Source organism: Geitlerinema sp. PCC 9228, assembly GCF_001870905.1.
Classification (GTDB): Bacteria; Cyanobacteriota; Cyanobacteriia; order Cyanobacteriales; family PCC-9228; genus PCC-9228.
This window is the reverse complement of record NZ_LNDC01000102.1, coordinates 12,160-34,566: the sequence shown is the minus strand read 5'-3', so window position 1 is coordinate 34,566 and position 22,407 is coordinate 12,160. Positions and strand designations below refer to the sequence as shown.

Here is a 22,407-nt window from a genome sequence, read left to right as displayed (position 1 = left end):
GTTGAACTTTGGTTTTAGCCATTGTATACAGCTAGGTATTTTTTTATTCGGACAATAGCATACTCTGCTTGGGCTGGCAAGTATACGACCGATAGGGGAATTATCTACGGGATAGGGATTTGCGTGGCAAGGTTGCGAGGCATCAATAATAATTTTTGTGAAATTCTGTCGCTATCGCACTGGTTTTTCGGGATATCTCCGGTTTTAATGGAAGTGGAGAAATATGCGCTCATGATGGAGGTTATCATGGATGATAGCAAAAGCGATCGCGAAGATATTGCTATTTCTCAATCTTGGCTGCGAACTTTCCATATCTTGACCATTACGTTGGTAACTCTCTTCGGCGCGTTTAGTTCTTGGCAATCCCAGCAAATCAACCAAAAAGTACAACAACTAGAGCAAAAATACGAACATTCAAGAGAATTTTCCACACAAGTTCTGGACTTAATTGAAATTCTTTCCCAAACGCAAACGGAAGCTGAAAAACGTAAAGCCAGCATGGCATTGATTGGGTTATATCCCCTAACCGAAGCAGACCAAGATAAAAAACGATTGTTGGTGCATTTGGCAGCAGCTAGTCGCGAACCTACTCTTATTCAAACTTTGGATAGCATTCTCCAAGCAGATGAAAAAGCCAGGGAAATTGCCAACTCGCCAGGCATTCGTCCTCTTTTGCTTGCCTTTGCGAACGAAAATGAACGGGATACTACTATTCCTGAAAGCAACCAACCCAGTGCAGATATCGATAACCAGCCGAACAGAAATTCTGCCATCTTACAATACGTAACTACTGAAAAACAAGATGGCATGATGTATTTAGGAAAAGTGCGATCGGGAAATAATATTTTAGAAGATTGTGGTATTGAACCGAAAACGATTCCCCAAGCTGGAAATGAAGTAATAATGACAAGGAACACCCATTTACGAGAAGATATTCTGGGAGAAATTCTTGGTGTTGTTTCTAAAAACTCTAAAGTCAAAATTTTAGATAATACCAAACAAGTCCCAATTGGCAATACGGAATATAATGCTGTTTGGGTAAGCGTAGAAATTCTATCCCAAAATTTAAGCAGGTAACCCAATTTTCTTAAAAGTTTGCAAGAAATAATTGAGGTTTTATTGCAGAGGCGCTTCGCGAAGTAACCCCGCCAGGGCAATTAGAAAATTCCAGAAAATCATTGTTTTTCAGAAATGGTACGATACGATCTGATACGGAGGGAAAATCGTGAAACTACCGGTTCAATGGATTTCCCAAGCAGCGATCGCGCGTTTGGCCATTCTAGCTGGCATAATAGGAATGGCGATCGCATTACCATGGTTTGTTATGTTGCGCATGCCGGGAAAAAGCTACCAAGGGGAATTACCGCCGCTGACGTCGGCACAAAGCGACCTCGCTGCCGAGTTGCGGCAGGATGTTATCATGCTAGCGGAGGAAATTGGCATTCGCAATTATAGCGATCGCGAGGGATTGAACGCCGCTGTCGAATTTATCGAAACGGAATTTCGCCAGGCAGGATATACCGTCGAACGTCAACAATACCAAATCGATGGCAAACCATTTTCTAATCTAATTGTTGAAATTCCTGGAACCAAGCATCCCGACGAAATTGTGGTAATTGGCGCGCATTACGATTCGATTTATGACTCGCCGGCAGCCAACGATAACGGATCGGGAGTAGCGGCAACGCTGGCATTGGCGCGTCGGTTTGCTGAAGTTCCCAGCGATCGTACTTTGCGGTTTGTAGCATTTGTCAACGAAGAACCGCCATTTTTCCAAACCGAACAGATGGGAAGTCTGGTTTATGCCAAAAGATGCCGGCAGCGAGAAGAAAATATTGTCGTCGCCATCAGTTTGGAAACCATCGGCTACTATTCCGATGAAGCTGGCAGCCAGCAATATCCGCCACCGCTAAATTTATGGTATCCCAGCCAGGGAAATTTTATTGGATTTGTGGGCAATATAGATTCTGGCGATAGGGTTCGCGAAGCTGTGGGAACTTTCCGCGATCGCACTCAGTTTCCTTCGGAAGGCGCAGCTTTACCCAGCGATTTACCTGGTGTAGGTTGGTCCGACCACTGGTCGTTTTGGCAGCAAGGCTATCAAGCGCTGATGGTGACCGATACCGCACCATTCCGCTATCCTTACTATCACACCATCGAAGATACGCCAGACAAAATTGATTATAACAGATTTGCGCGGGTTGTGGATGGGTTGGTTCCCGTGGTGGCTGAGTTCGTCGGCGTATCGCCAGCGGAGATGGAAAACCGGGAATCGAATTTTTGAACGACCGGTACAAAATCCGCCATCGAACAATCCGTCTGCATTTCCCACCGGGTTGCTACAGCAAATCCCGATTGCGCTTTAACGCCTCTTGCAGATATTTTATCGCCTTTTTCAGGTTTTCGATTTTCTCTTTGTTTTTCTTCTTATCAACCAGCAACTCATCCAGTTTATCTTCCAAAGAACGAATGGCTTGTCGTTGTTCCTTGATAATTTCTTGCGCCTTGCGGATATCCTGTTGTACGTCAACCAACTCTTTCATCACCACTTCCAGTTTAGCAGCTTGCGTCAGTGCTGCATCCGGCGATCGCGCCAACAAAGAACCCATACCAGCGCCAGCGCCACCGCCTAAAATCGCGCCACCAGCCACTAAAACAGCAAATCCGCCAGCCATGCCAAAACCTCCCGCAGCAATCGCGCCACCCCCCAGCGCCGCCAAAACGGCCGATACAGCCGCCGCACCCGACAATCCCGGTGCTAAAATAGGAGCTAACAATGCTGCGATCGCCGGTGTAAAGAAAGCCGTAGCCACCACCAAAAGCAAACCGCCAACCAATCCCCCACCTAGCAAATTGGTCCATTGACCGCTAATGCCTTCCATAGCTTTTTTATAGTTCTCTTGAAAACGTTGAACGCAATCTGGGGGTAATCCCATGGCTTTGGCGAGGGATTGGCAGTATTTGTTTTTAATATGGGAATCCGATAATTTTAGCTTTTCATATTGGCTGTCTTGGCTGGATTGCAGGGAATAGTAAGGAACAAAAAGGGTTACTTCCAGCAAAATAAACAGTTTGGTGAGTTGACTGCCTGGCGTTTTCTTTATATTACGTACCCGATTGAGGAGGGTTTCGGTATCGGTAATGAGATGGCAGTCAAAACTTGGTTGCTGTTGCTGTTTGGCTTGGTTGGATAAAAAGAGTTCGGTGGAATTTTGAAAGGATTGCAGCCATTGCTTTTTGATATTTTGGTATTTGCGATCGCGCGTATCGCGAACATCTCTTAAAGTCAAGAAATATTGCAAGCTAAACATCAACCGAGTTTCGTCTAAATTGAGTCCAAATTCCTCCATACTTTTGCTTCTCCTCCTTCATTGATTCCGCAATTGTTCTAAGTCAGCCTCTATTTCTAAATCCCGAAACTTCAATTCGGTTGCGTTGAGTCCATAGGAATCTAGTAATAACTGAATTTTATCAACTCCTTCTAAATTGGGTGTGTTAGAAAAGATATCGATTAAACGCTTGGTAGAATGAACGGTGGCAACAATTGTTAGAATCGGCGCTGAGGCTGTTATTGCACTTATGGCAGCTGGACCCACGACCGGTGTTATTGTAATGACTGACATCCCCCCGACAATAACAGATGAAATTACCCCAGCTTCGATCGCTTGGGAAAGAGTATCTTGAAGTCCTTGCTCAACCGTTTTCTCTCCTCTTTGAATGGCAACCAAATTTTCTAGTCCGCTCAATCCCCCTTCAAATAAAAAAGCCATTCCGCCAGCTTTCGCTGAGTTTTGAATGATAATTGGTGTATAACTATAATAAAAATTTCGCTGTACTTGGCGAACAACGCTCACATCCAAAATTTCCTTGGGGATTGTATTTTTGCCCCTGCGAGTTTCATTGAGTAAAGTGCGTTCCCCATTACCGTTCCAGATGGAAGAATTGCTTCCATTAGATTTTGGTGGCGGCATACGGAGGTTTTGAGCGGCAAACCCGGCATTTTGGGAATTATCTGGAAAAGTGCGATCGCTGGTTCTATGGGAATCTTTATAGGTCGCTGCTGAAGAATTGCTTGTCAAGCGATGGATTTTTTGGTATAGTTGTTCTAAAATATTGGCTATATTTTTTTTAAAATACACTGTTTCCCCATCGAGGCTATCTTTTGGTGCTTTCTCGATTTTTTGCTGGAACCAAATGGCTACGATCCTAGCACCATCTTGATTTGTGGCATAAAGGTGTTTGCAAATAAATTGCACTTGTTGGTGAACTTCGCTCTGTTTGACCACGGAACTTGACTGCTGTTGCCATTGCCGGCGTTTTAAATTTACGTAGCGTTGGAGTTTCTTGAGTTTTACGGTGGATGGAGAGGGAGAAGACATCACGCAAATGTGCTGGAAACGTTGGTTTATTGTAGCATTTTGGATGCTTTTTGCCAAAAATCTTGACTTTATTGCGTTGCAGGTGTTTTTAGGAACAAGCGATCGCCTTTTTGCTCCTATGGTTTATTTGGTAGCCTGGGAATTTTCTGCATTTTGCCGGGCGTATTGTAGATATTTCTGATACTCTTTTACTTTTTCCTGTGCTATTTCGTGTTTGTCGCTAGAGGAAGGAACGGATTTCATCCCCGCGATCGCTTTTTCCCATAAATCGGCTACTTGGCTCCACTGTTGTGGGGTTTCCGCCGTTTGCGCCTGTTCGGCTGCTGACATGGCATCGTTGACCGCATCGCGGAAGGAAGGTTGAGGAGATGCCTGGGAAGTAGATTCTGACATTTGGGGAACTGATTCCGGGGTTGGTGTTGCCAGACGCTGTTGGTGGTATCGACCCAAATAATAGCTGCCCACAGAAAGGGCGATCGCTAAGAAAAATAAGCTAACATACAGTACCATGGAGCGTTTGGCAAAACTTTTTTGGGCACCTTGCTGCAAAAAAGCCAAATCTTTTTCTTTTTGGTCGGTAGCGTTCCCATTTGGCGCGCGTAGAGAGTGGAGTTCTTCCTCAAGTTCCCTTTGCTGCCAGGAGTGTTCGTCTTCATCATCCGAGTGGGAACGTAAGGAAAATAGCTGCTGTTGGGAAAGCATAGGTTTGCCTTTGCGATTGGCAACCATCCAATAAAACAATCCCGTTATAGCGGCTAGCAATACCAAAATACCGAAAACTGACATGAAGTCACCCTACCTACCAACTTGGCTATGCTACTTTCCTTTAGAATAGCAGTTTTGGCTGGTTGGCGTAACGTACTTTCAAACCAACCGAACCGCGCTTGTGTGGATTCCCCAACTGCTTGGTTCCCTGCAAACTTGCCGCTAGGAACGTTAAAATCTTAATAGAAGTTAACAAAACACCATAGCATTCTCAGAAAATGTTGAACCTTATCGAAGCTACTAGAAGGTATTGGAAAAAGCTCGACGATTTGGAAGCAGCCTACAAACGCGGTGAAGTTTCGTTGGAAGAAGTAGATGCCAGAGTCGAGGAACTCATGCAAGAATTGGGGCAAGAACGTCGGGAAAGCTTCCACGTTCTCATCGAAGGTAGCAAACATCTGTGGTACCAGCAGCGGGAATTGATTCTGGGTGTTGCTTTTGTAGGAATTGTGGCTTACGCTTGGCTCCTACAAACCCTGTGAGCTTGCCTTCCCTAGCAAGATTGGGGGATGGAAATTTCACCGGCATCAACTTTCAGAATTTGCGACGTCTGCAACCAATGAGCGTCAAAAGCTTCTAAGTGGGTGGCGGTAACCAGAGTTTGGAACCGTTCCTGAATCGCTTCTAAAAGTTGGTGCTGGCGGTTGGGGTCTAGTTCTGCCAATACATCGTCTAGCAGTAACAAAGGAGGTTCCCCCACCACTTCTTCAATGAGTTGCAGTTCGGCTAATTTGAGGGATAGCACCAGAGTTCGCTGCTGCCCTTGAGAACCAAATTGTCTCACTGGCATCCGGTCGATGGCAAATGTAACCTCATCGCGATGGGGACCAACTAGAGTGGTGCCTTGAAATTTTTCCGCGATCGCTTTTTCTTCTAGCTGGTATAGAAACTGTTTTTGAATTTCTTCTGGGGATTCTACCGCCGCATTATCGGATTTAACATTGGGCGTATAATGAATTTCTAAATTTTCTTGACCGCCACTGATGGCATGATGCCATTTGCTAGCAATGGGCGTCAAACGAGACAAAGCTCGAGCGCGCCTGCGCATGACTTGCGTACCTGCTGCAGCAAGTTGGGCATTCCACAGGGCAATATTTTCGTTACGCTCTCCTTGGGGATGGATTTCGCCACTGGTTAGTTGCTTTCTGGCTTCTTTGAGTAAAGAGTTGCGCTGCCGCAAAATTCGTTCGTAGCGATCGCGGATATGAGCGTAAAAAGGCTCCAACTGTACTAATAAATTATCCAACCAATGGCGGCGCTGGGCAGGGCTACCCCGAACCAAATCCAAATCCAAACTAGAGAACTGCACCACCTTTAAATAGCCTAAAAACTCCCACTGGCGGCGCAAATTGGTACTGTTGACCGCCACCGTACGCCGGCTGTTGGCACGCAGGGTTACTGCCAAATCCACCTGGGAAGCATCCCGTTGCACCTGCGCCCGAATTTTACCCGTTTTTGCCCCTTCGCACACCAATTCGCGATCGCGGGTACTGCGATAACTTTTCAGCAACGCTAGAAAAGCCACCGCCTCCAGCAAATTTGATTTTCCCTGGGCATTCGCTCCCACGAGAATGGTTTTTGGTGCCGAAAAAGTCACCAACTGCTCTTGGTAGTTGCGAAACTGCCGTAAATACAAAGTTTGTAAGTACATTGTTAATACGTATAATCCCGGAGGAAGTAGCGGTGGTGGGGAAAAAGACCAACCGCTTGTTTTTCAGCCAGTTATAGCGATCGAGGGCTAGGTTTTGCGCCATCGCAAATAGATACGGCGTACGATTTTTTCCAGTTCGATCCAGACAAACATTAAAGCACTGAAGCCAAAGCAAATGGCCAGTTCCGTAGGATTGAGCCATTCCGTACCGAAGAAATCGCGCAAAGGCGTTATGTAAATCAGCATTAGCTGCAACACCGTCGTCAGCAGCACCGCCCCCAGCACGTATAAGTTGGAAAAAGGATTGGTCTCCAAAGTAAGTCGGTGGGAACGAACCGCGATCGCGTGCCCCATCTGGGCAATACACAGCGTGGTAAAAACCATGGTTTTCCAGCGTTCCGGGTCGCCGGATACCTGAGCGTGGTAGTATGCCCATCCCATAAGCGTTAGCGTCAAAATGGTAAAAATCACGCCAATGCGCACAATATAAAAGCCCAACCCGCGGGCAAAAATGCTTTCGCGGGGGTCAAAAGGCGGTCGTTCCATCACCCGGGGTTCCGGGGGTTCCAAAGCCAACGCCAGCGCCGGCAAGCCATCGGTGACCAAATTCATCCACAGAATTTGTAGGGGAGTCAGGGGCACATCAGCAACCGGGAGCAGCAAAGGTGCCGCCGCCACGGTAAACACCTCGCCAATATTGGACCCGAGAATATATTTAATAAAACGGCGAATATTGGTGTAAACCACCCGACCTTCTTCCACCGCTGCCACAATGGTGGTGAAGTTATCGTCCAGCAATACCATATCGCTGGCTTCCTTGCTCACATCCGTACCAGTAATGCCCATGGCAATGCCAATATCTGCTTGCTTGAGCGCCGGGGCATCGTTAACCCCATCCCCAGTCATAGCCACAATTTGGTCCTGTTTTTGTAGGATTTGGACGATGCGCAGCTTGTGTTCGGGTGCCACGCGGGCACATACACTGACACGAGCAATGTGTTTTTCTAATTCCTCCGGCTGCAGGCGGGCAATCTCTTGTCCGGTTAAGATTTCATCCCCAGGTTTGTAAATCCCTAGCTTTTGCGCGATCGCTACAGCCGTAAGTTGATGGTCGCCAGTAATCATAATCGGGCGCATCCCCGCATGGCGGCAGCGATCCACCGCATCTTTTACTTCCAAACGCGGGGCATCCAGCATCCCCACCAATCCCAGCCACACCAGTTCTTGTTCGGCAGTCTCTTCCTGTTCGGGATTGGGCATTTCCGACAGCCACTTATAAGCCAACCCCAGAACCCGCATGCCTTCAGTCGCCAGTTGGTCGTTGCCCTGAAGAATTTCTTGCTTCCACACATCTTTGAGGGGTTGTACCCCTGCTTCCCCACCAATATAAATGCTGCCGCAGCGTTCCAGCATCAGTTCGGGGGAACCTTTGCTAAGCATAATGTATTCCGAACCGGCGCTGAGAAATTTTGCCAGTTGGTCGTTGCCCAATTTTTGCGGTTCTTGTGGTTGACAGATAACGCTCATGCGCTTGCGTTCGGAGGAAAAAGGAAATTCCGCCACTCTGGGGAGCACCTGGTTGAGGTCGTTGTATCGGATGCCGCCTTTTCCCGCTAGGGAGAGCAGGGAACCTTCGGTGGGGTCGCCGAAAATTTTCCATTCCCCCGCTTCTAAATTGAGAACAGCATCGTTACAGGCTACCCCAGCAAGCAGCAAAACCGGTAGGGTGGCTTCTTTCTCCGGCTTGACTTCCACGCCATCGTCTGCGCTCAAAAATTTCCCCTCGGGTTCGTAGCCTTGACCGCTCACCTGCAAAGAACTGGTCGCGGTGCGTATCCGTTGGGCAACCATTTTGTTTTCCGTGAGGGTGCCGGTTTTGTCGGAGCAAATGCTGGTCACCGAACCCAGGGTTTCTACCGCTGGCAGTTTGCGAATGAGAGCCTGGCGGCGCACCATGCGTTGGGTGCCCAAGGCAAGGGTGACGGTAATCACCGCTGGCAGCCCTTCGGGAACCACCGCCACTGCCATACTGAGGGAAATTTCCAGCAACTCGCGGAAGGCAGCAATTTGCCAGATGGAACCGCCCACAACAACCAGGGCAACCAGAATCATGGAGCCAGTAACGAGTACGTTGGCAAGTTGGTCCATACGCTGTTGCAGAGGAGTGGCTTCCGCTTGTACCGACTGCAACATGGCGGCGATACGCCCCAGTTCCGTGCGCATGCCGGTGTTGGTGACCACGGCTTTGCCCCTGCCCTGCATGATTTCTGTGCCTTGGAAGACCATGTTTTTGCGATCGCCGAGGGGGGTGTCGGCTTCTAGCTGGATATCAGCTTTTTTGCTGCTGGGGTTGGCTTCTCCGGTTAAAGCTGCTTCGCGCGCTTGCAGGTTGGAAGCTTCTAGCAACCGGGCATCGGCAGCTACCTGGGCACCGGCTTCCAGCAAAATAATATCTCCAGGAACCAGTTCCCTGGAGGAGACTTCCATGATTTGACCGTTGCGAATGATACGCACTAGAGGAGCAGAGAGGCGTTTGAGGGCAGCGAGGGCTTTTTCAGCACGGCTTTCCTGGAGGAATCCCAAAATGCCGTTTAAGATGACGATGAGCAAAATGGCGATCGCATCTTTGGGAAAATTCTGGGCTTGCAGGTCCAAACTTCCCGAAATTAGGGCAACGGCGATCAGCATCAGCAACATGATGTTTTTGAACTGATCGATGAAAATGGTGAGGGCACTACGCCCTCCCGCTTCTTGCAGTTCGTTGGTACCGTAATTGCGCGTGTAGGTTTGAACTTGACTTTGGGTTAATCCATTGGTGCCATCGCTGTTGAAATGGGAAAGCACATCTTTGGGGGATTGGCTGTGCCAACACGGTTCGGTTTCTGCCAGCGGCGCTCGGGAAGGAGGCATTTGGGCACTAGAGGTCATGGGTGATTTCTCGTAAGCGGCTTCGTTCCTTATTGGTGACCGAGGTTCGGTGGGGTGGTTTGGCTGTGAACCCCGCGTTCGAGGTGGGTTCATCCTAAACAAAGAAAGCGATCGAGACAAGATGGGTCGCCCCAGTTGGAACAGATGCAAACTGTGGCTGCCTTGTCTTCTTTACCTATTGTCGCTAGAAATGGGGGCACTAACCAACTGCATGTCAAAAACCCTAGCAAAATGATGGGCAACTTGCTGGCGTACTTGGTTTAGGGAAATATCTGGAATCCATTGTGCCAAAGAACCCACCGGGCGATCGGTAATACCGCAAGGGACGATCGCTTCAAACCCCCACAAATCGGGGCATACGTTGAGGGCAAAACCGTGCATGGTCATCCAGCGAGTGACTTTAATGCCAATGGCTGCTACTTTGTATCCTTCCACCCAAACGCCGGTGTATCCTGCTTCGCGATGGGCAGAAAGTCCGCAATCTTCTAAAACCCGAATGAGCACTTCTTCGAGCTGGCGCAGGTACCAATGCAGGTCTTGCCGGTGGTGGCGGAGATTGAGAATGGGATAGCCCACCAGTTGCCCGGGACAGTGGTGGGTTACCTCACCACCCCGTTCGGTGCGATACACTGGATAGTAAGTATGCTGGTGTATGAAGTCCGGATTGGATCCGGTGCCTAGGGTGTAGACGGGGGGATGTTCCAGCAAAATGAGCACGTCGTCTAGATCTGGGTTTTGCTGGCGTTGTTCCAAAAGTTCTTGCTGCCAGCGCCAAGCCTCTGGGTAGGGGATTTTTCCCAGTTGGTAAAGCCAACAACGTCGTTTTTCGAGCATGGAAATGTACGAGGGCGATCGCTATATACAATTAAGGACAAAAAATCAAGGGGAAATTTTACATATGGGACAAAAATTTCCTAAAAAAACATAACAAAATCTCAAGGAATGAAAAGTATTTTAAACACACCAACGGAGGCTTTGTTTTCTACAATACAAGGTGTTAGGGTAAATATAGGATCGATTTCAGGGCACGGATCGAACTCGCCATCAAGACTTGCTCCCTTTTGATAAAGGAAGTTTTATGACAGGAGATTGATGTTCGAGGCGATCGCGCTCGCGTACTTTTTGTTAGGAGAGTAGCCGCTTTAAAAAAGCATCTAAAGAACTATTTTTCCAGTCAAAAACCTGCACTGCCCCTGGCATTTGACAGTCAACGGGGAAAGGTTTTTATACTCTTTTTTTGCTTCTAGCAGAAAAACCATCGTACAATACTTGAATTGCAGGAGGGTTGTGGCTGGAAGCACTCTCCAAATTTCGGCACCGTTTGTTGGTTTCCCCCTGGCACGGGAAAAAACGGGCAAATGAACCAAGTGTATAGGGAAGCGGCAACACCCGCCCCGCTCTCCCCCCAGGTTAACCGCTGGATTTGAGGGAACGAAGCGTTGGCACGCTTGGCTTGTAGCCCACCTCAGCCACCGTTGGTAACAAATGGGTTGTTTAGCGGGAGGATTGATTTATGAAGCTTGTTATTCACGGCAAAAATATCGAAATTACCGACGCTATTCGCGAATACGTGCGTCAAAAGCTAGAAAAAGCTGTTAACCATTTCCAAAACATTACCATGGAAGTGGACGTGCATTTGTCCGTAGCACGCAATCCCAGCATTAACAACAAACAGACGGCGGAAGTGACAATTTTCGCCAACGGCACGGTTATTCGCGCTGAAGAAAGCAGCGAATCTCTCTACGCTAGCGTCGATCTCGTCAGCGATAAGATTGCCCGACAACTGCGCAAGTATAAAGAAAAACGCAACAGCAAGAAAAAGAAACACCACCAACCCAAAACCAGCGAAATGCTTCCCGATCGCCCTGTGGAAAACGATCTAGTTGGCGATCGCGCGCCGGAGCTGCCAGAAAGTGTGGTCCGTACCAAATACTTTGCCATGCCTCCCATGTCCGTACAAGAAGCTTTGGAACAGTTGCAACTGGTGGACCACGATTTTTATGTTTTCTGCAACCAGGAAACCGGCGAAATCAACGTCATCTACGAACGCAACCACGGTGGCTACGGTTTGATACTCCCCCGGAAGAACAACAACGGCGCTCAGAACGGTTATTCAGCCAGCCAAGCTGAAAAAAGCGATGCCTCGTCAGTAGCGAACAGGTAAAGGTGCCCGTCGGGTGGGGATGCCCCACCCGATACCACTTTAATAGGGAGGTTCGCTATAAAGATCCTTCGCAAAAGAATAATCGTAGGAACTGGAATTGTCAGCGAAGGAACCTTCCTCGTCTCGCTCTTTACTGGTATCCTTGGCATCTTGCAGGAAATCTTGGTACTCTTCAAACGCCTGGCGCAGCACTTGCGAGGTGGGCGAGTTGGAAGGAATTAAATAGTTTGTAATATTGCTCCCGGTGGGATGCTCGAAATCCACCGTGGTTGCCACCAAAGCTCTGGCACTGCCGCTGCCTTTTTCTACTGCATCGAGGAACGGACAGAAAATGCCATGTGCGTGAAATAGAGCGCTTTTCGGCATGTAGGGTTGACCCCGAAATTCGGCATAAGCCTGTTCTAACTCGTGCGTAAACCCTTCTCCTTTGACGCCTTGTCGGTAGCCGTAAGCAATACCAAAGCTTGCACCAGCCGCACCGCTGAGGGTCATGCGCAAAGGTTCCTGATGTAGGAGTTCTTTGTTTTCTCCCACCAGAAAAATTAAATAGCGGGTAAACGGTTTAAACCGTTGGCGATCGGCAAGAAAATCTTCATAATGGTCTGATAAGCGCCCCACGGTCATGCCAGTTTCCCGTTCTTTCAGGGAAATGGGTCCGCGATGCAAAACCAACAAACGCGGCGTTGTGGTCATGTGCAGTTTGACAACTTCCCCAGAGCTAAATTCGTACTCCACTTCTTCCCATTCGTCTGTTAGCTTCACCCGAGCCGCTTTCTTATTCTCTTCGGAAATCGCTAATCCGTAAGGTTGAATTTCCCCATGACGCACCACAGGGTTAATCATTTGGCACCAAGGCAACACCGCTGATGGGGGCGCGTTAAACTGTTCGTCTTCAAAGTCAAATTCCAAGTTGGTAGCCATTATCTTCCCACCTGCAATCTCGTTGGCTCTCAGCTTAGTATAGGATTTTAGGGGGAACCATTTTATAACAAAATATAAACAATGAACCAGATCCAAAACACCTGGCCGTGCCAGCATACCTTAGAAGCACACTCAGCCGCTGTTGTCTCCTTAGATTTCAGTCCCGATGGTCGGTGGCTGGCAAGTAGCAGCATCGACGGCACGGTACAATTGTGGCAACTACCAACGACGCCATCAGAAACCTTTGAAGAAGGTCCGATTTTGGTGGGTCACGACGATTTCGTCAATGCCGTTGCTTTTTCTCCTCAGGGTGACTGCATTGCCAGTAGCGATTCTGAAGGTAGAGTCAAGGTTTGGGAGTGGGAAACGGAGTCGGGAGAGGAAATTGCCACCCTAGCCGTTCACCAAAAACCTGTAGAAGCGATCGCATTTCACCCTCAAGGAAAATTCCTGGTCACCGGTAGCTGGGATAAAACCATCAAACTCACCGAACTCAAAACCGGCGAACTGCAAGCAACTTTCACCGGTCACCGCCAACCCATTGTTTCGGTGGCTTGTTCCGCTGACGGTCAAATGCTCGCTAGTGGTAGCTGGGATTTAACGGTGAAATTGTGGAATTTAGAAACTGGCGAAGCCACGGCAACCCTTTCCGGTCACCAAAATCCCATTGAAGATATTTGTTTCCATCCACATCGGGACTTGTTGGCTAGTGCGAGCTTAGACGCTACGGTAAAATTATGGCACACCCAAACCGGAGAACTCGTCCATACCCTCGCCGAACATACCGATGGCGTTCGCGGTATTGCTTTTTCTCCCGATGGTCGGTGGCTAGCTAGTGCCAGCGTGGATAAAACGAGCAAAATTTGGGATATGTCGGCAGCCGAACCAACTGTGCAGGCTACCTTATCCGGTCACAACAGCTACGTGTTTGCCGCCGCGTTTCATCCCCAAGGGCATTTGTTCGCTACAGGGAGCGACGATAATTTGGTAAAACTTTGGCAACTTGTTTGAAGCTTTACTATCAAAATTTACAGAAAATATAGAGTTTTCAGAGGAAGTTTGAACGCTAACGGCACTGTTTTTGCTTCCCTAGCAAAATCCGCCTACCCAGTTTCGGAAACAACAAGCTACGACTTCGTTACTCTGGAAATACAGGTAGCAGTCGAACTTCAGATACAAAAAGGTAAGGAGGTTTTGGTGACTTTAGAAACCAATGCCCTATCGCGATTTAAAACTCTGGCGGCAATTCCGGAAGACTGTCAGTTGGAAAGACGCATGGTACAAGAACAACTGTGTTTGTTTGTGGATTGCCCCGATCCGGATACGGCTGACAATCTCTGGCGCAATCCCTACAAGTTGGCTGTTCCGCTGAAAACCCTGGGGTTGGCACAAAAGTGCGTGATTACCTATCGGGGTAGGGTTTGGCATCCGGCGTTTCGCGACCAAATGTAAGTGGCTTTAGCGGGATGCTGGCGGTGGTGGCGCGATCGCTTTTTCTGGGGATTTTTGCCAGGCACAGCACTGTTCTTGTAGCGGGCAACTCCCACAGGCAGGGTTTTTGGCGGTACAAACCAAAGCACCAAAATCCATGACGCTAAGATTCCAATGCCCAACTTCTGTCTCAGGTGCGACCTGTTCGGCTACATGCCACAGTTTTTTGCACCTGGATTTGACTCGTTCTCCCTGGATACCAAAAAATCGCTCTAAAATCCGCGCTACGTTTGTATCCAATACGGCAACGGGTTGGCAATAGGCATTGGCTAAAATCGATCGCGCTACGTAATTGCCTACCCCGGGCAATTCTAGCAATTCGGTTTCTGTGCTTGGTATTTGCCCATCCCAGCGATCGCGCACCTTCACCGCTGCTTGTTGCAATCTGGGGGCGCGAAATGCCAATCCCAACGGTTGCAGCAAGTTGGTGAGTTCCTCTAAGTCGGCGGCTGCCAAGCTTTCGATGGTGGGATATGTCGCCAAAATTGTCTCGTAAACAGCAACGGCTTGTTGGGCACCGGTTTTTTGCAGCAGGCATTCTGCCACCAAGACGGCGTAGGCATCTTGGGTACGCCGCCACGGAAAATCCCGCCGGTTCTCTGTTGCCCAAGCAATTATTTGCTGCTGGAACCAGGTAATTTTCTCTGTTGGCAACGATTCCATATTGGATGGTGAAAATTTTTTTGGCGGTTGGGGATTGATTTTTGGCGGCGGTTGACCTATAATTTAAATAATGGGAATAGTGCCTTTTATTTGAAAATCGCGTCTATTCCCATTATTTAAAAGTGTCTACTAATAAAATACCACATTTGGGCAAGTTGTGGCAAAAAATTTCACTTTTTTGTAGGGGCAATTCGCGATCGCCCCTACCCAGAAACTATCCTTCCAGAATTTGCTGGAACCAATCATCCTCCCAAACTTCATCAAAATTGGGGTCAGCTTGGGCAATTTCGCGATAGCGCGGGTCGAGTTCCACCGCTTGCTGCAAGCTTTCCAATCCCGGGTCGATATTGCCTTGCAAAACCTGGCAGGTAGCCTTGTTGTAATAGGCACTAGCGTAATCGGACTTGATTTTGATAGCGCGGTCGAAGGATTCTATAGCTTCTGGATCGCGTCCTAAATTCATCAAAGCATAGCCACGCTGGTTCCAGGCTTTCTGAGATTCGGGGTTGAGACTAATGACTTCGTCGAAAGAAACCAAAGCATCTTCGTAGCGTTCCAACTCCAGCAACGCCAATCCCCGATTTAGCCAGGCAACGGTATCGTCGGGTTGTACCTGTACCGCGCGGTCGAAGGATTCAAAAGCTTCCTGGGAACGTTCCAACGACCCCAAAGCAACGCCGCGATTCACCCAAGCTTCCCGGTAATCGGAATTGATTTCCAAGGCGCGGTCAAAAGATTCGATCGCTTCATCGTATTGACGCAGGCGACCCAAGGCAATCCCCCGATTGCACCAGGCTTTGGAATTTTCCGGCTGCAACCTGGTAGCGCGATCGAAGGCGCGTACGGCTTTATCGTACTGACGCGCTTCGCTGAGGGTAATGCCGCAATAGTACCACGCATCCACGTTTTCGGGATTGATATCCAACGCTTGCTCGAAGGCCGCGATCGCATCGGCGTAATTGCGATCGCTTCTCAATTGGTTGCCGCGATCGATGTAATCCTGGGCATTGTAAAATAGCTGCGGCTGGTTAGTTTGCAAGGTTTCCAGCATTTGGGAAAGTTCTTGCAATTGCTTCTGAACATCAGTAGTGAACGAATCCGCCAGGTATTGCGGCGACAGTTCCCCGAGTTCTTTGAGAATGGCTTCTTTGCGGTTTTGCGCGTCCGATTCCAACGTTTCCAGACGGTTTTGTAAGTCGTTTTGTAGCTGCTGGAACTGCTGGTTGGTGTTTTCTTGCTGCTGTTTGGCGCTGGTTTCCAGTTGGGAAAGCTGTTCTTTAAACTGCGATTCTAGAGGTTCTACGCGATCGCGTAAAGACTGTTTTTGATTTTCCGCTTCCGATTGCAACTCTTCCGCCAGGCGGTCTGCCATGGGTTCCAACTCGTCGATGCGTTTTAAGATTTCATCGCGACGGTTGCCAGCATCGGCTTGAACTTCTTGTAAGTGTTGGGTAAAGTCCGAAACCGATTTTTGGATCGTTTGCCTGGCTTTTTGCTGTTCCTCGCGAACCGAATCGGCAATTTCGGAAAACTGCTGGGAAAAATCGTCCGCCAGTTGTTCTAAATTTTCCAGGGTAGAATCCCGTTTGCCTTGTACGATGGACTGCAATTCGGAAACGCGATCGCGAAATTGCGACAGAGACTGGGAATACTCTTTGAGAGTTTCGTTCTTTTGTTCGCGGACCTGTTCTCCCAAATTTTCCAGTTCTTGGGAAAGTTGCGATTCTGTAGATTGCAGGCGTTCAACAATTTCTGCTTGTTGCTGCTTCACCTGTTCTTGCGTCTGCTGCTGCCATTGTTCCAGTTGTGGCTGCAGCTGCGATTGGGTTTGTTCCAGTTGCGTGAAAAATTCTTCTTTGCGTTCTTTGGCTTCTTGATTGAAATTGGAAAGTTCGCTGTTGAGGTCTTGCTGGCGTTGCTGGAGGCTGGTAAGAACTTCTTGTTTTTGGCTGTCCACTTCCTCTTTGACCGCTTCCATTTGTTCGTTCAACGCCGAACGCGTACTCTGCAAACTTTCTTTAGCCGTTGCTAGCAGCGATTCCAGTTCCGATGTCGTCTCATCTTTGCTGCGGTTGAGTTCCGAACGCAACTGTTCGATGGTCTCTTCGCTGTTTTTAACTTCTTGTTCGAAATTTTGCGATCGCTGCTGTAGCTGTTCGTACAGTTCGTCAACCGCATCCAGTTTTTGCTGGGTGGTGGAAGTGATTTTTTCGATTTGCCCTTCCAAATCTTCCATCTGGTTGAGATGGGATTTAACCACTTGCGCCACTTCCCGAATCACCGAACGCCGCAGCAGCCACAACACAATCACCATGGCTGCCAACAACAGCACCAATACGCCTAATAAAACATTTAACAGCGTCGTTGCCCGTTGAAAGGCCATATCGCTGCTTGGTTGGGAGGAGGTGTTGGGACTGGGTTCGGACGTTTCTTGGGTATCGGTGGTTTGTGCTAGTGTGCTCGTTGCTACAGCGTTTTGCCCCACCGCCGCTAGGGTGAAAAGCAATACCAACCAGGAAATACGAGCAGGACTCCTTCGCTTCATCGATTCCGTTCGCGATCGCTTATCTTCTTAGGCTAACACTATTGCACGCCGATGGCGCAAGTTCCTTAATTGTAGCAGGCTATGGTTCCCAATCGGCTTGTCCCGAGTGGGTAGAAGGATAGGTCTTGGTTTGCGATTGATAGATGGCTTCCCATTTTTGGGGGTCCATTGCTGCTTTGGGAGAACGAAACAGATCGTGCAGCAACGTATAAAAACAGGGAATAATAAACAGCGTCAACAGCGTTGCCAAAGACAACCCGGAAAACACTACCACACCCAAAGGTTGTAGAAATTCCGAACCTTTCCCCAATCCCAAAGCCAGGGGAAACATCCCCAAAACCGTAGTAATGGTGGTCATCAAAATCGGTCGCAAGCGTTGGGGGGCCGCTTGTAACATGGCTTGGTAACGGCTAACATTCCCTCTGGTATAAATTTGGTTGGCAAATTCCACCATAACGATGGCATTGTTCACCACGATGCCTACCAGCAACACCGCACCTACCAAAACCGTGGCACCTACCGCCGTATTGGTAATATAAAGTCCCACAATGCCACCGGCAAGTGCCAGGGGAACCGTTAGCATAATGACCAACGGGTCGATGAAAGAATTGTATTGAACGGCCATCACCACAAACACCATAAATGCCGCCAAGCCTCCCAGCAGTTTCAAGGCATTTTGCAATTGTTGGTTGGTTTGTTCGGCGGAACTGGGGGCAATGCTGACCCCTTCCGGGAGTTCCAGTTTGGTAATAACCGATTTGGTTTGTGCGATCGCGGCATCCAGACTCGCCCCTTCTACCACATCTCCCTCAATAATATAGACTTGGCGCTGGTTGAGGCGTTGAATTTCAGCAGGGGCCATGCCATAGCGAACGTCGGCAATATCTTTTAATTTTAAAGATTGATTCTCCCCCACCAACAGGGGCACTTGTTCTAGTTCTGTTACCGAGGTCAGCGTAGCATCGGGTAGCTGTACGCGAATATCTACCAAGCGATCGCCGCGTTGCAATCTGGTGGGAACGGCACCATCCACAGCTGTTTGTACGGCTTCCCCAATTTCATTCACAGTTAAACCAAATTCCGACCCCCGTTGCCAGTTTGGTAGAATTTGTACCTCTGGCTGGGGAGGTTCCGGATCGGGTCGAAAATTGGCAGCGGGAACATCGCGATCGAGGGCATCGAGTACTTGTTCGCCAGCTTTTTGCAACTGACTGGTATCATCTCCCTGCAAAATTACGCTCACATCTTCCCGGGTGGGAGAATTATTAAAATTAATCCCGCGCACATCCTGGGGAAACAGGGCAATCCGGGTATCCACCAAATTCAACCGGTCCAATTTTGGTTGTACCCTGGCAATGTAGGCTTCCACATCCACTCCCGACTTGAGTTCGATGGTACTCGACCCACCCAAAACATCTGGGGAAGTACTCGTTCCAAATAAATAGCCACCAGCGGTGGTAAAAGTACTTTTGGTGCCCGGTTGTTTTAATAATGTTTCATCAATCAACCGCATCACTTTCCGGTTCTCGGTCAAACTCGTTCCTGACGGAAACTGCACGTACATACGCGCTTGCCCGGTATTGATTTCCGGTAAAATTTCCTGGGGTAATTTTCCTGCCAGCCAAAAACTACCGCCCCCTAAAATCAAAAAAGCACTAGCAATGACCAATATCCGATGGCGCAGCACTGGTTTGAGAACCTGCTGGTAGCCGCGCGTAGCCGATTGGAACTGTTCGTTGAAGCGACGCAAAAACCAAAAATGGGATAAACCGCTGCTACGGGGAATGGCTAACAAGCGAGACGCCAGCATGGGAACCACGGTCAGTGCAATAAGCATGGAAGAAGCTACGGCGAAACTGATAGTGAGGATAAGTTCGTTAAACAGTAGCGAGAAAAATCCCCCAATCAGCAAGAAAGGCACCACCGAGACTAAGTTGGTACTGGTGGCTGCCAGCAAGGCAGATTCGATGTTGCGGCTGCTATTTTCCGCTTGTTCGATAATATAATTTTTCGACCGTCGCTGTTCGACAGCAGGGGAACCTGGGGTCATCCCCGCACCTTCGGCGATGGTTTCCAACATGACAATGGCGTTATCAATGACAATCCCCACGCCTAACGCCAATCCCCCCAAACTAAAGACATTCAAGGAAATATCAAAGCCGCGCATGAGCAAAACGGCGGTGAAGGTAGCTAGAGGAATGCCCACAACAATGATAAAGGTCTGCCGCAGCGATCCCAAAAATAGGAGTACGGCGACGGCTGCCAAAGTTGCACCAGTAATCCCTGCCACGGCCACGTTTTGAATGGAATCGCGAATGAAGACCGACTCATCTAAGGTGGTGACCAAGGTCATTTCGTCGGGGAGGGTGCCCACTTCTTTTAATTGGTTGATACGCTGTTTGACCCGATCCACCACCTGTATCGTGTTGGCGGTGGGTTGTTTCTGTACGCTCACTTTCACTGCCGGATCGCCGTTGAGGGTGACGAAAACGCGCTGTTCGGCGGTGCCATCAATGATGTTGGCAAACTCGGTTATGGGAATGTCAGCACCTGCTACGGAAAAAGATACATTGCGAATTTCTTCGGCGCTGTCGAATTTGCCTACGGTTCGCGTCAGGGGTTCGCTGTCTTGTCCGGATAAGCGTCCGGTGGCTACATCCACATTGCGATCGCGCAGTTCGTCCAAAACATCAGTCAATCCCAACCCCAAGGCTTGCAAGCGTATGGGATCGATTTCCACCCTGACTTCTTCGGTTACGCCACCGGAAACATTCACCGAAGCCACCCCAGCAACGATGCTTAACTCTCTGGCTAATTCTTCATCGGCAAAGACGCGCAAGTCTACATCTTGCAGGGATTCCGATTGCAGCCCAAATTCGTACACTGGCAGTTGGGAAGGTTCAAATTTAAAAATGCGCGGGTCTTCTACAATATCAGGCAGCCGCCCTTGAACTCGGTTAAACGCAGCGGTGGTCTCGTTCAAAGCCTGGTCCACATCCTCTCCAGCTTCAAAATATAAATCCACCTCCACTTCCCCTTCTTCCGTTTCCGAGTACAGTTGCACTACACCTTCCGTTCCCCGCAGGGCTTCTTCTAAGGGTTTGGTAACTTCTTCCACTGCTACTTTTGGAGATACGCCGGGGGCACTGAGTTCTACTCGAATGCGGGGGTAGGTGATGGACGGGAGTAAGTTTACGGGGATTTGAAACAGAAAGAGCGTTCCCAGTACCAAGACGGCTAGGGTGATGGCAATGGTGCCAATATGCCGGCGAATGGCGATCGCACTGATACTAAATCCAGCCATTGGTTTTTGCTGATTTGTCATTTTTGGTTCGTATTTCCTGAAAGAGCACTCAAACGCACGGCATCGCCAGAATGTAAAGGACGGCTGCTGCGCACCACATAACGGGTTTGCGGGGCTAGTCCCGATAATATCTCCACTTCATTGTGAGCGCGATCGCCAATTTTTACGGTTTGCGCCCTGACCGTTGGCGGTTGGGTTTGAGCATTCAAGACAAATACAGTTGCCGTTTTATCTTCGTTTTCCTGATGTAAAGCCGTTTCTGGAATAACAACTCGTTCGGTAGTTTGCCTGGGAAAAGAAACTCTCGCCAGCAAACCACTAGCAATACGCCCCTGCGGGTTGGGAAGAATCACTTCCACAGGCACCTGTCGGGTTTCGGCGTTGGCAGCCGGAGAAATGCGGCTAATCCGCCCGGTGTAGGTTTCGTTGGGAAAGGCATCCAATCGCACTTGGACTTGCTGCCCTTGACGAATATCCGCCAAAGCCAGCTCAGAAACAGAAACCCTCACTTTGACATTGCGAAAATCCCCAATGGTTAAAACTTCATCTCCCGGTTGAATTAAGTTTCCCGGGTCGGTTACCCGTTCCAAAACTACGCCGGTAATGGGAGATTTCAGCGTGGTATAGGAACGGCGTTCTTGGGCTTGGGCGATAATAGACCTTTGGGCACGCACTTGTTCTTGTGCGGTTTCTACAGCATTTTGTTCGATTTGGATTTGTTCCCGGGCGGCGCGGACTTGTTTTTGGGCAACCACGGATTCGGTTTGGGCTAAATCGGCATTTTGTTCGGGAACTACGCCTTTTTCTGCTAGGGCCTCTAAGCGTCGGGCATCGGCTTGTGCTTGTTCGGCTTCGGCTTGTGCTTGCTCTAGTTGAATCTTTGCGCTTTTGACTTGATTTTGGGCGCGGCTGACTTCAGCGAGGCGACTGGCTAGTTCGGCTTCCGCTTCGGTAAGATTGGTTTTAAAAAGGGTATCGTTGAGTTGTGCTAGAACTTGTCCTTGTTGGACGGAGTCACCCACATCTACCGTTAGGGTTTGCAACTGTCCTTCTGCTTGCGATCGCAGGGCGACCACCTGTTGCGGTGCTGTGGTTCCTTGGTAGATAAGCGGCTTTTTGAGAATTTTTTGCTGCGCGATCGCGCTTTGTACTTTCGGCAGAGAATTGTCTCGGGCGCGCTCTTCAGTTTGTGCTTGAGTGGGGGCATTCCAAAAATTACCACACCCATTCAGTAGGGGCACCAAACCGCTCAGTAGAAACAAACTAAGGGAAATTTTTCTAGACACTGAAGGCTTGCGAAAAGGAAAATTTTGAAAAACCATATGGGGGGGAAATATACAGCAACGATCTCGGTGCTTATGCTGAGGTGGACCGAGAGGGCTTGCCCTAAGGGGTGTTTCGCGAAACGCCCCGGCGGTCGTTGGATGGAAGCAAAACCGAAAATAAAAAAATTAGGAAGTACCCCCTATGGTACTGAGAATCTTAAAATTGTCAACTTTTGTAAAACCTTCCTGACAGCCTATGGCAAATACCTCCTAATAAAAAGAAAGGGCAAGCACCGTGGCTTGCCCCTCCAGGCATGGCCATGTTTTATCA

Annotated in this window: 18 protein-coding genes; 6 read left to right on the top strand and 12 right to left on the bottom strand. The window is 48.9% G+C overall.

What is annotated here, in order from left to right:
• Positions 1–123: 123 nt before the first annotated feature.
• Both AS151_RS10415 and AS151_RS10410 read left to right on the top strand, forming a co-directional pair.
• Complete coding sequence (locus AS151_RS10415; protein WP_211517570.1) at positions 124–1,077, top strand: hypothetical protein; 954 nt, start codon at positions 124–126, stop codon at positions 1,075–1,077.
• A 145-nt stretch (positions 1,078–1,222) separates the two neighbouring features.
• Complete coding sequence (locus tag AS151_RS10410; protein WP_071516990.1) at positions 1,223–2,284, top strand: M28 family peptidase; 1,062 nt, start codon at positions 1,223–1,225, stop codon at positions 2,282–2,284.
• 55 nt (positions 2,285–2,339) lie between these two features.
• On the opposite strand, the gene AS151_RS10405 is transcribed toward AS151_RS10410, so the two are convergent.
• The 4 genes from AS151_RS10405 to AS151_RS23080 all read right to left on the bottom strand — a co-directional run bounded on the left by AS151_RS10405 (position 2,340) and on the right by AS151_RS23080 (position 5,340).
• Positions 2,340–3,350, bottom strand: coding sequence for a hypothetical protein (locus AS151_RS10405; protein ID WP_071516989.1), 1,011 nt, complete (start codon positions 3,348–3,350; stop codon positions 2,340–2,342).
• An 18-nt stretch (positions 3,351–3,368) separates the two neighbouring features.
• Positions 3,369–4,139, bottom strand: coding sequence for a hypothetical protein (locus AS151_RS10400; RefSeq protein ID WP_139240606.1), 771 nt, complete (start codon positions 4,137–4,139; stop codon positions 3,369–3,371).
• 363 nt (positions 4,140–4,502) lie between these two features.
• Positions 4,503–5,165, bottom strand: a complete 663-nt coding sequence (locus tag AS151_RS10395) for a hypothetical protein (RefSeq protein ID WP_071516987.1) — start codon at positions 5,163–5,165, stop codon at positions 4,503–4,505.
• A gap of 40 nt (positions 5,166–5,205) precedes the next feature.
• Positions 5,206–5,340, bottom strand: coding sequence for a hypothetical protein (locus AS151_RS23080; RefSeq protein WP_275527984.1), 135 nt, complete (start codon positions 5,338–5,340; stop codon positions 5,206–5,208).
• Positions 5,341–5,362: 22 nt separating this feature from the next.
• On the opposite strand from AS151_RS23080, the gene AS151_RS10390 reads away from it, so the two are divergent.
• The gene (locus tag AS151_RS10390) at positions 5,363–5,626 is read left to right on the top strand and encodes a hypothetical protein (RefSeq protein ID WP_071516986.1); all 264 of its coding nucleotides are present in this window, start codon (positions 5,363–5,365) and stop codon (positions 5,624–5,626) included.
• 11 nt (positions 5,627–5,637) lie between these two features.
• On the opposite strand, the gene recF is transcribed toward AS151_RS10390, so the two are convergent.
• The 3 genes from recF to lipB all read right to left on the bottom strand — a co-directional run bounded on the left by recF (position 5,638) and on the right by lipB (position 10,557).
• A complete protein-coding gene (recF, locus tag AS151_RS10385) occupies positions 5,638–6,795 on the bottom strand; it encodes a DNA replication/repair protein RecF (RefSeq protein WP_071516985.1) in 1,158 nt (385 codons plus the stop codon).
• Positions 6,796–6,882: 87 nt separating this feature from the next.
• A complete protein-coding gene (locus AS151_RS10380) occupies positions 6,883–9,723 on the bottom strand; it encodes a cation-translocating P-type ATPase (RefSeq protein ID WP_071516984.1) in 2,841 nt (946 codons plus the stop codon).
• 171 nt (positions 9,724–9,894) lie between these two features.
• On the bottom strand, positions 9,895–10,557 hold the full coding sequence (gene lipB, locus AS151_RS10375) for a lipoyl(octanoyl) transferase LipB (protein WP_071516983.1): 663 nt from the start codon (positions 10,555–10,557) through the stop codon (positions 9,895–9,897).
• Between the two features lie 679 nt (positions 10,558–11,236).
• On the opposite strand from lipB, the gene raiA reads away from it, so the two are divergent.
• On the top strand, positions 11,237–11,887 hold the full coding sequence (gene raiA / locus AS151_RS10370) for a ribosome-associated translation inhibitor RaiA (RefSeq protein ID WP_071516982.1): 651 nt from the start codon (positions 11,237–11,239) through the stop codon (positions 11,885–11,887).
• 39 nt (positions 11,888–11,926) lie between these two features.
• Here raiA and AS151_RS10365 read toward each other — a convergent pair whose 3' ends face one another.
• Positions 11,927–12,808, bottom strand: coding sequence for a DUF5895 domain-containing protein (locus AS151_RS10365; RefSeq protein WP_071516981.1), 882 nt, complete (start codon positions 12,806–12,808; stop codon positions 11,927–11,929).
• Positions 12,809–12,889: 81 nt separating this feature from the next.
• Here AS151_RS10365 and AS151_RS10360 point away from each other — a divergent pair, with 81 nt between their 5' ends.
• Both AS151_RS10360 and AS151_RS10355 read left to right on the top strand, forming a co-directional pair.
• Positions 12,890–13,819, top strand: coding sequence for a WD40 repeat domain-containing protein (locus AS151_RS10360; protein WP_071516980.1), 930 nt, complete (start codon positions 12,890–12,892; stop codon positions 13,817–13,819).
• A 48-nt stretch (positions 13,820–13,867) separates the two neighbouring features.
• Positions 13,868–14,260, top strand: a complete 393-nt coding sequence (locus AS151_RS10355; RefSeq protein ID WP_071516979.1) for a hypothetical protein — start codon at positions 13,868–13,870, stop codon at positions 14,258–14,260.
• Positions 14,261–14,266: 6 nt separating this feature from the next.
• On the opposite strand, the gene AS151_RS10350 is transcribed toward AS151_RS10355, so the two are convergent.
• From AS151_RS10350 to AS151_RS10335, 4 genes are all read right to left on the bottom strand, one after another.
• Positions 14,267–14,962 carry an A/G-specific adenine glycosylase gene (locus AS151_RS10350; RefSeq protein WP_071516978.1) on the bottom strand — a complete coding sequence of 232 codons (696 nt, stop codon included), beginning with the start codon at positions 14,960–14,962 and terminating at the stop codon, positions 14,267–14,269.
• 214 nt (positions 14,963–15,176) lie between these two features.
• A complete protein-coding gene (locus tag AS151_RS10345) occupies positions 15,177–17,507 on the bottom strand; it encodes a tetratricopeptide repeat protein (protein WP_071516977.1) in 2,331 nt (776 codons plus the stop codon).
• A gap of 79 nt (positions 17,508–17,586) precedes the next feature.
• The gene (locus AS151_RS10340) at positions 17,587–20,832 is read right to left on the bottom strand and encodes an efflux RND transporter permease subunit (protein WP_244532968.1); all 3,246 of its coding nucleotides are present in this window, start codon (positions 20,830–20,832) and stop codon (positions 17,587–17,589) included.
• Entirely contained in the window at positions 20,829–22,097 is a 1,269-nt protein-coding gene (locus tag AS151_RS10335) for an efflux RND transporter periplasmic adaptor subunit (protein ID WP_211517569.1), read from the bottom strand. Before AS151_RS10335 ends, AS151_RS10340 begins: the two co-directional genes overlap by 4 nt.
• Positions 22,098–22,407: the final 310 nt, after the last annotated feature.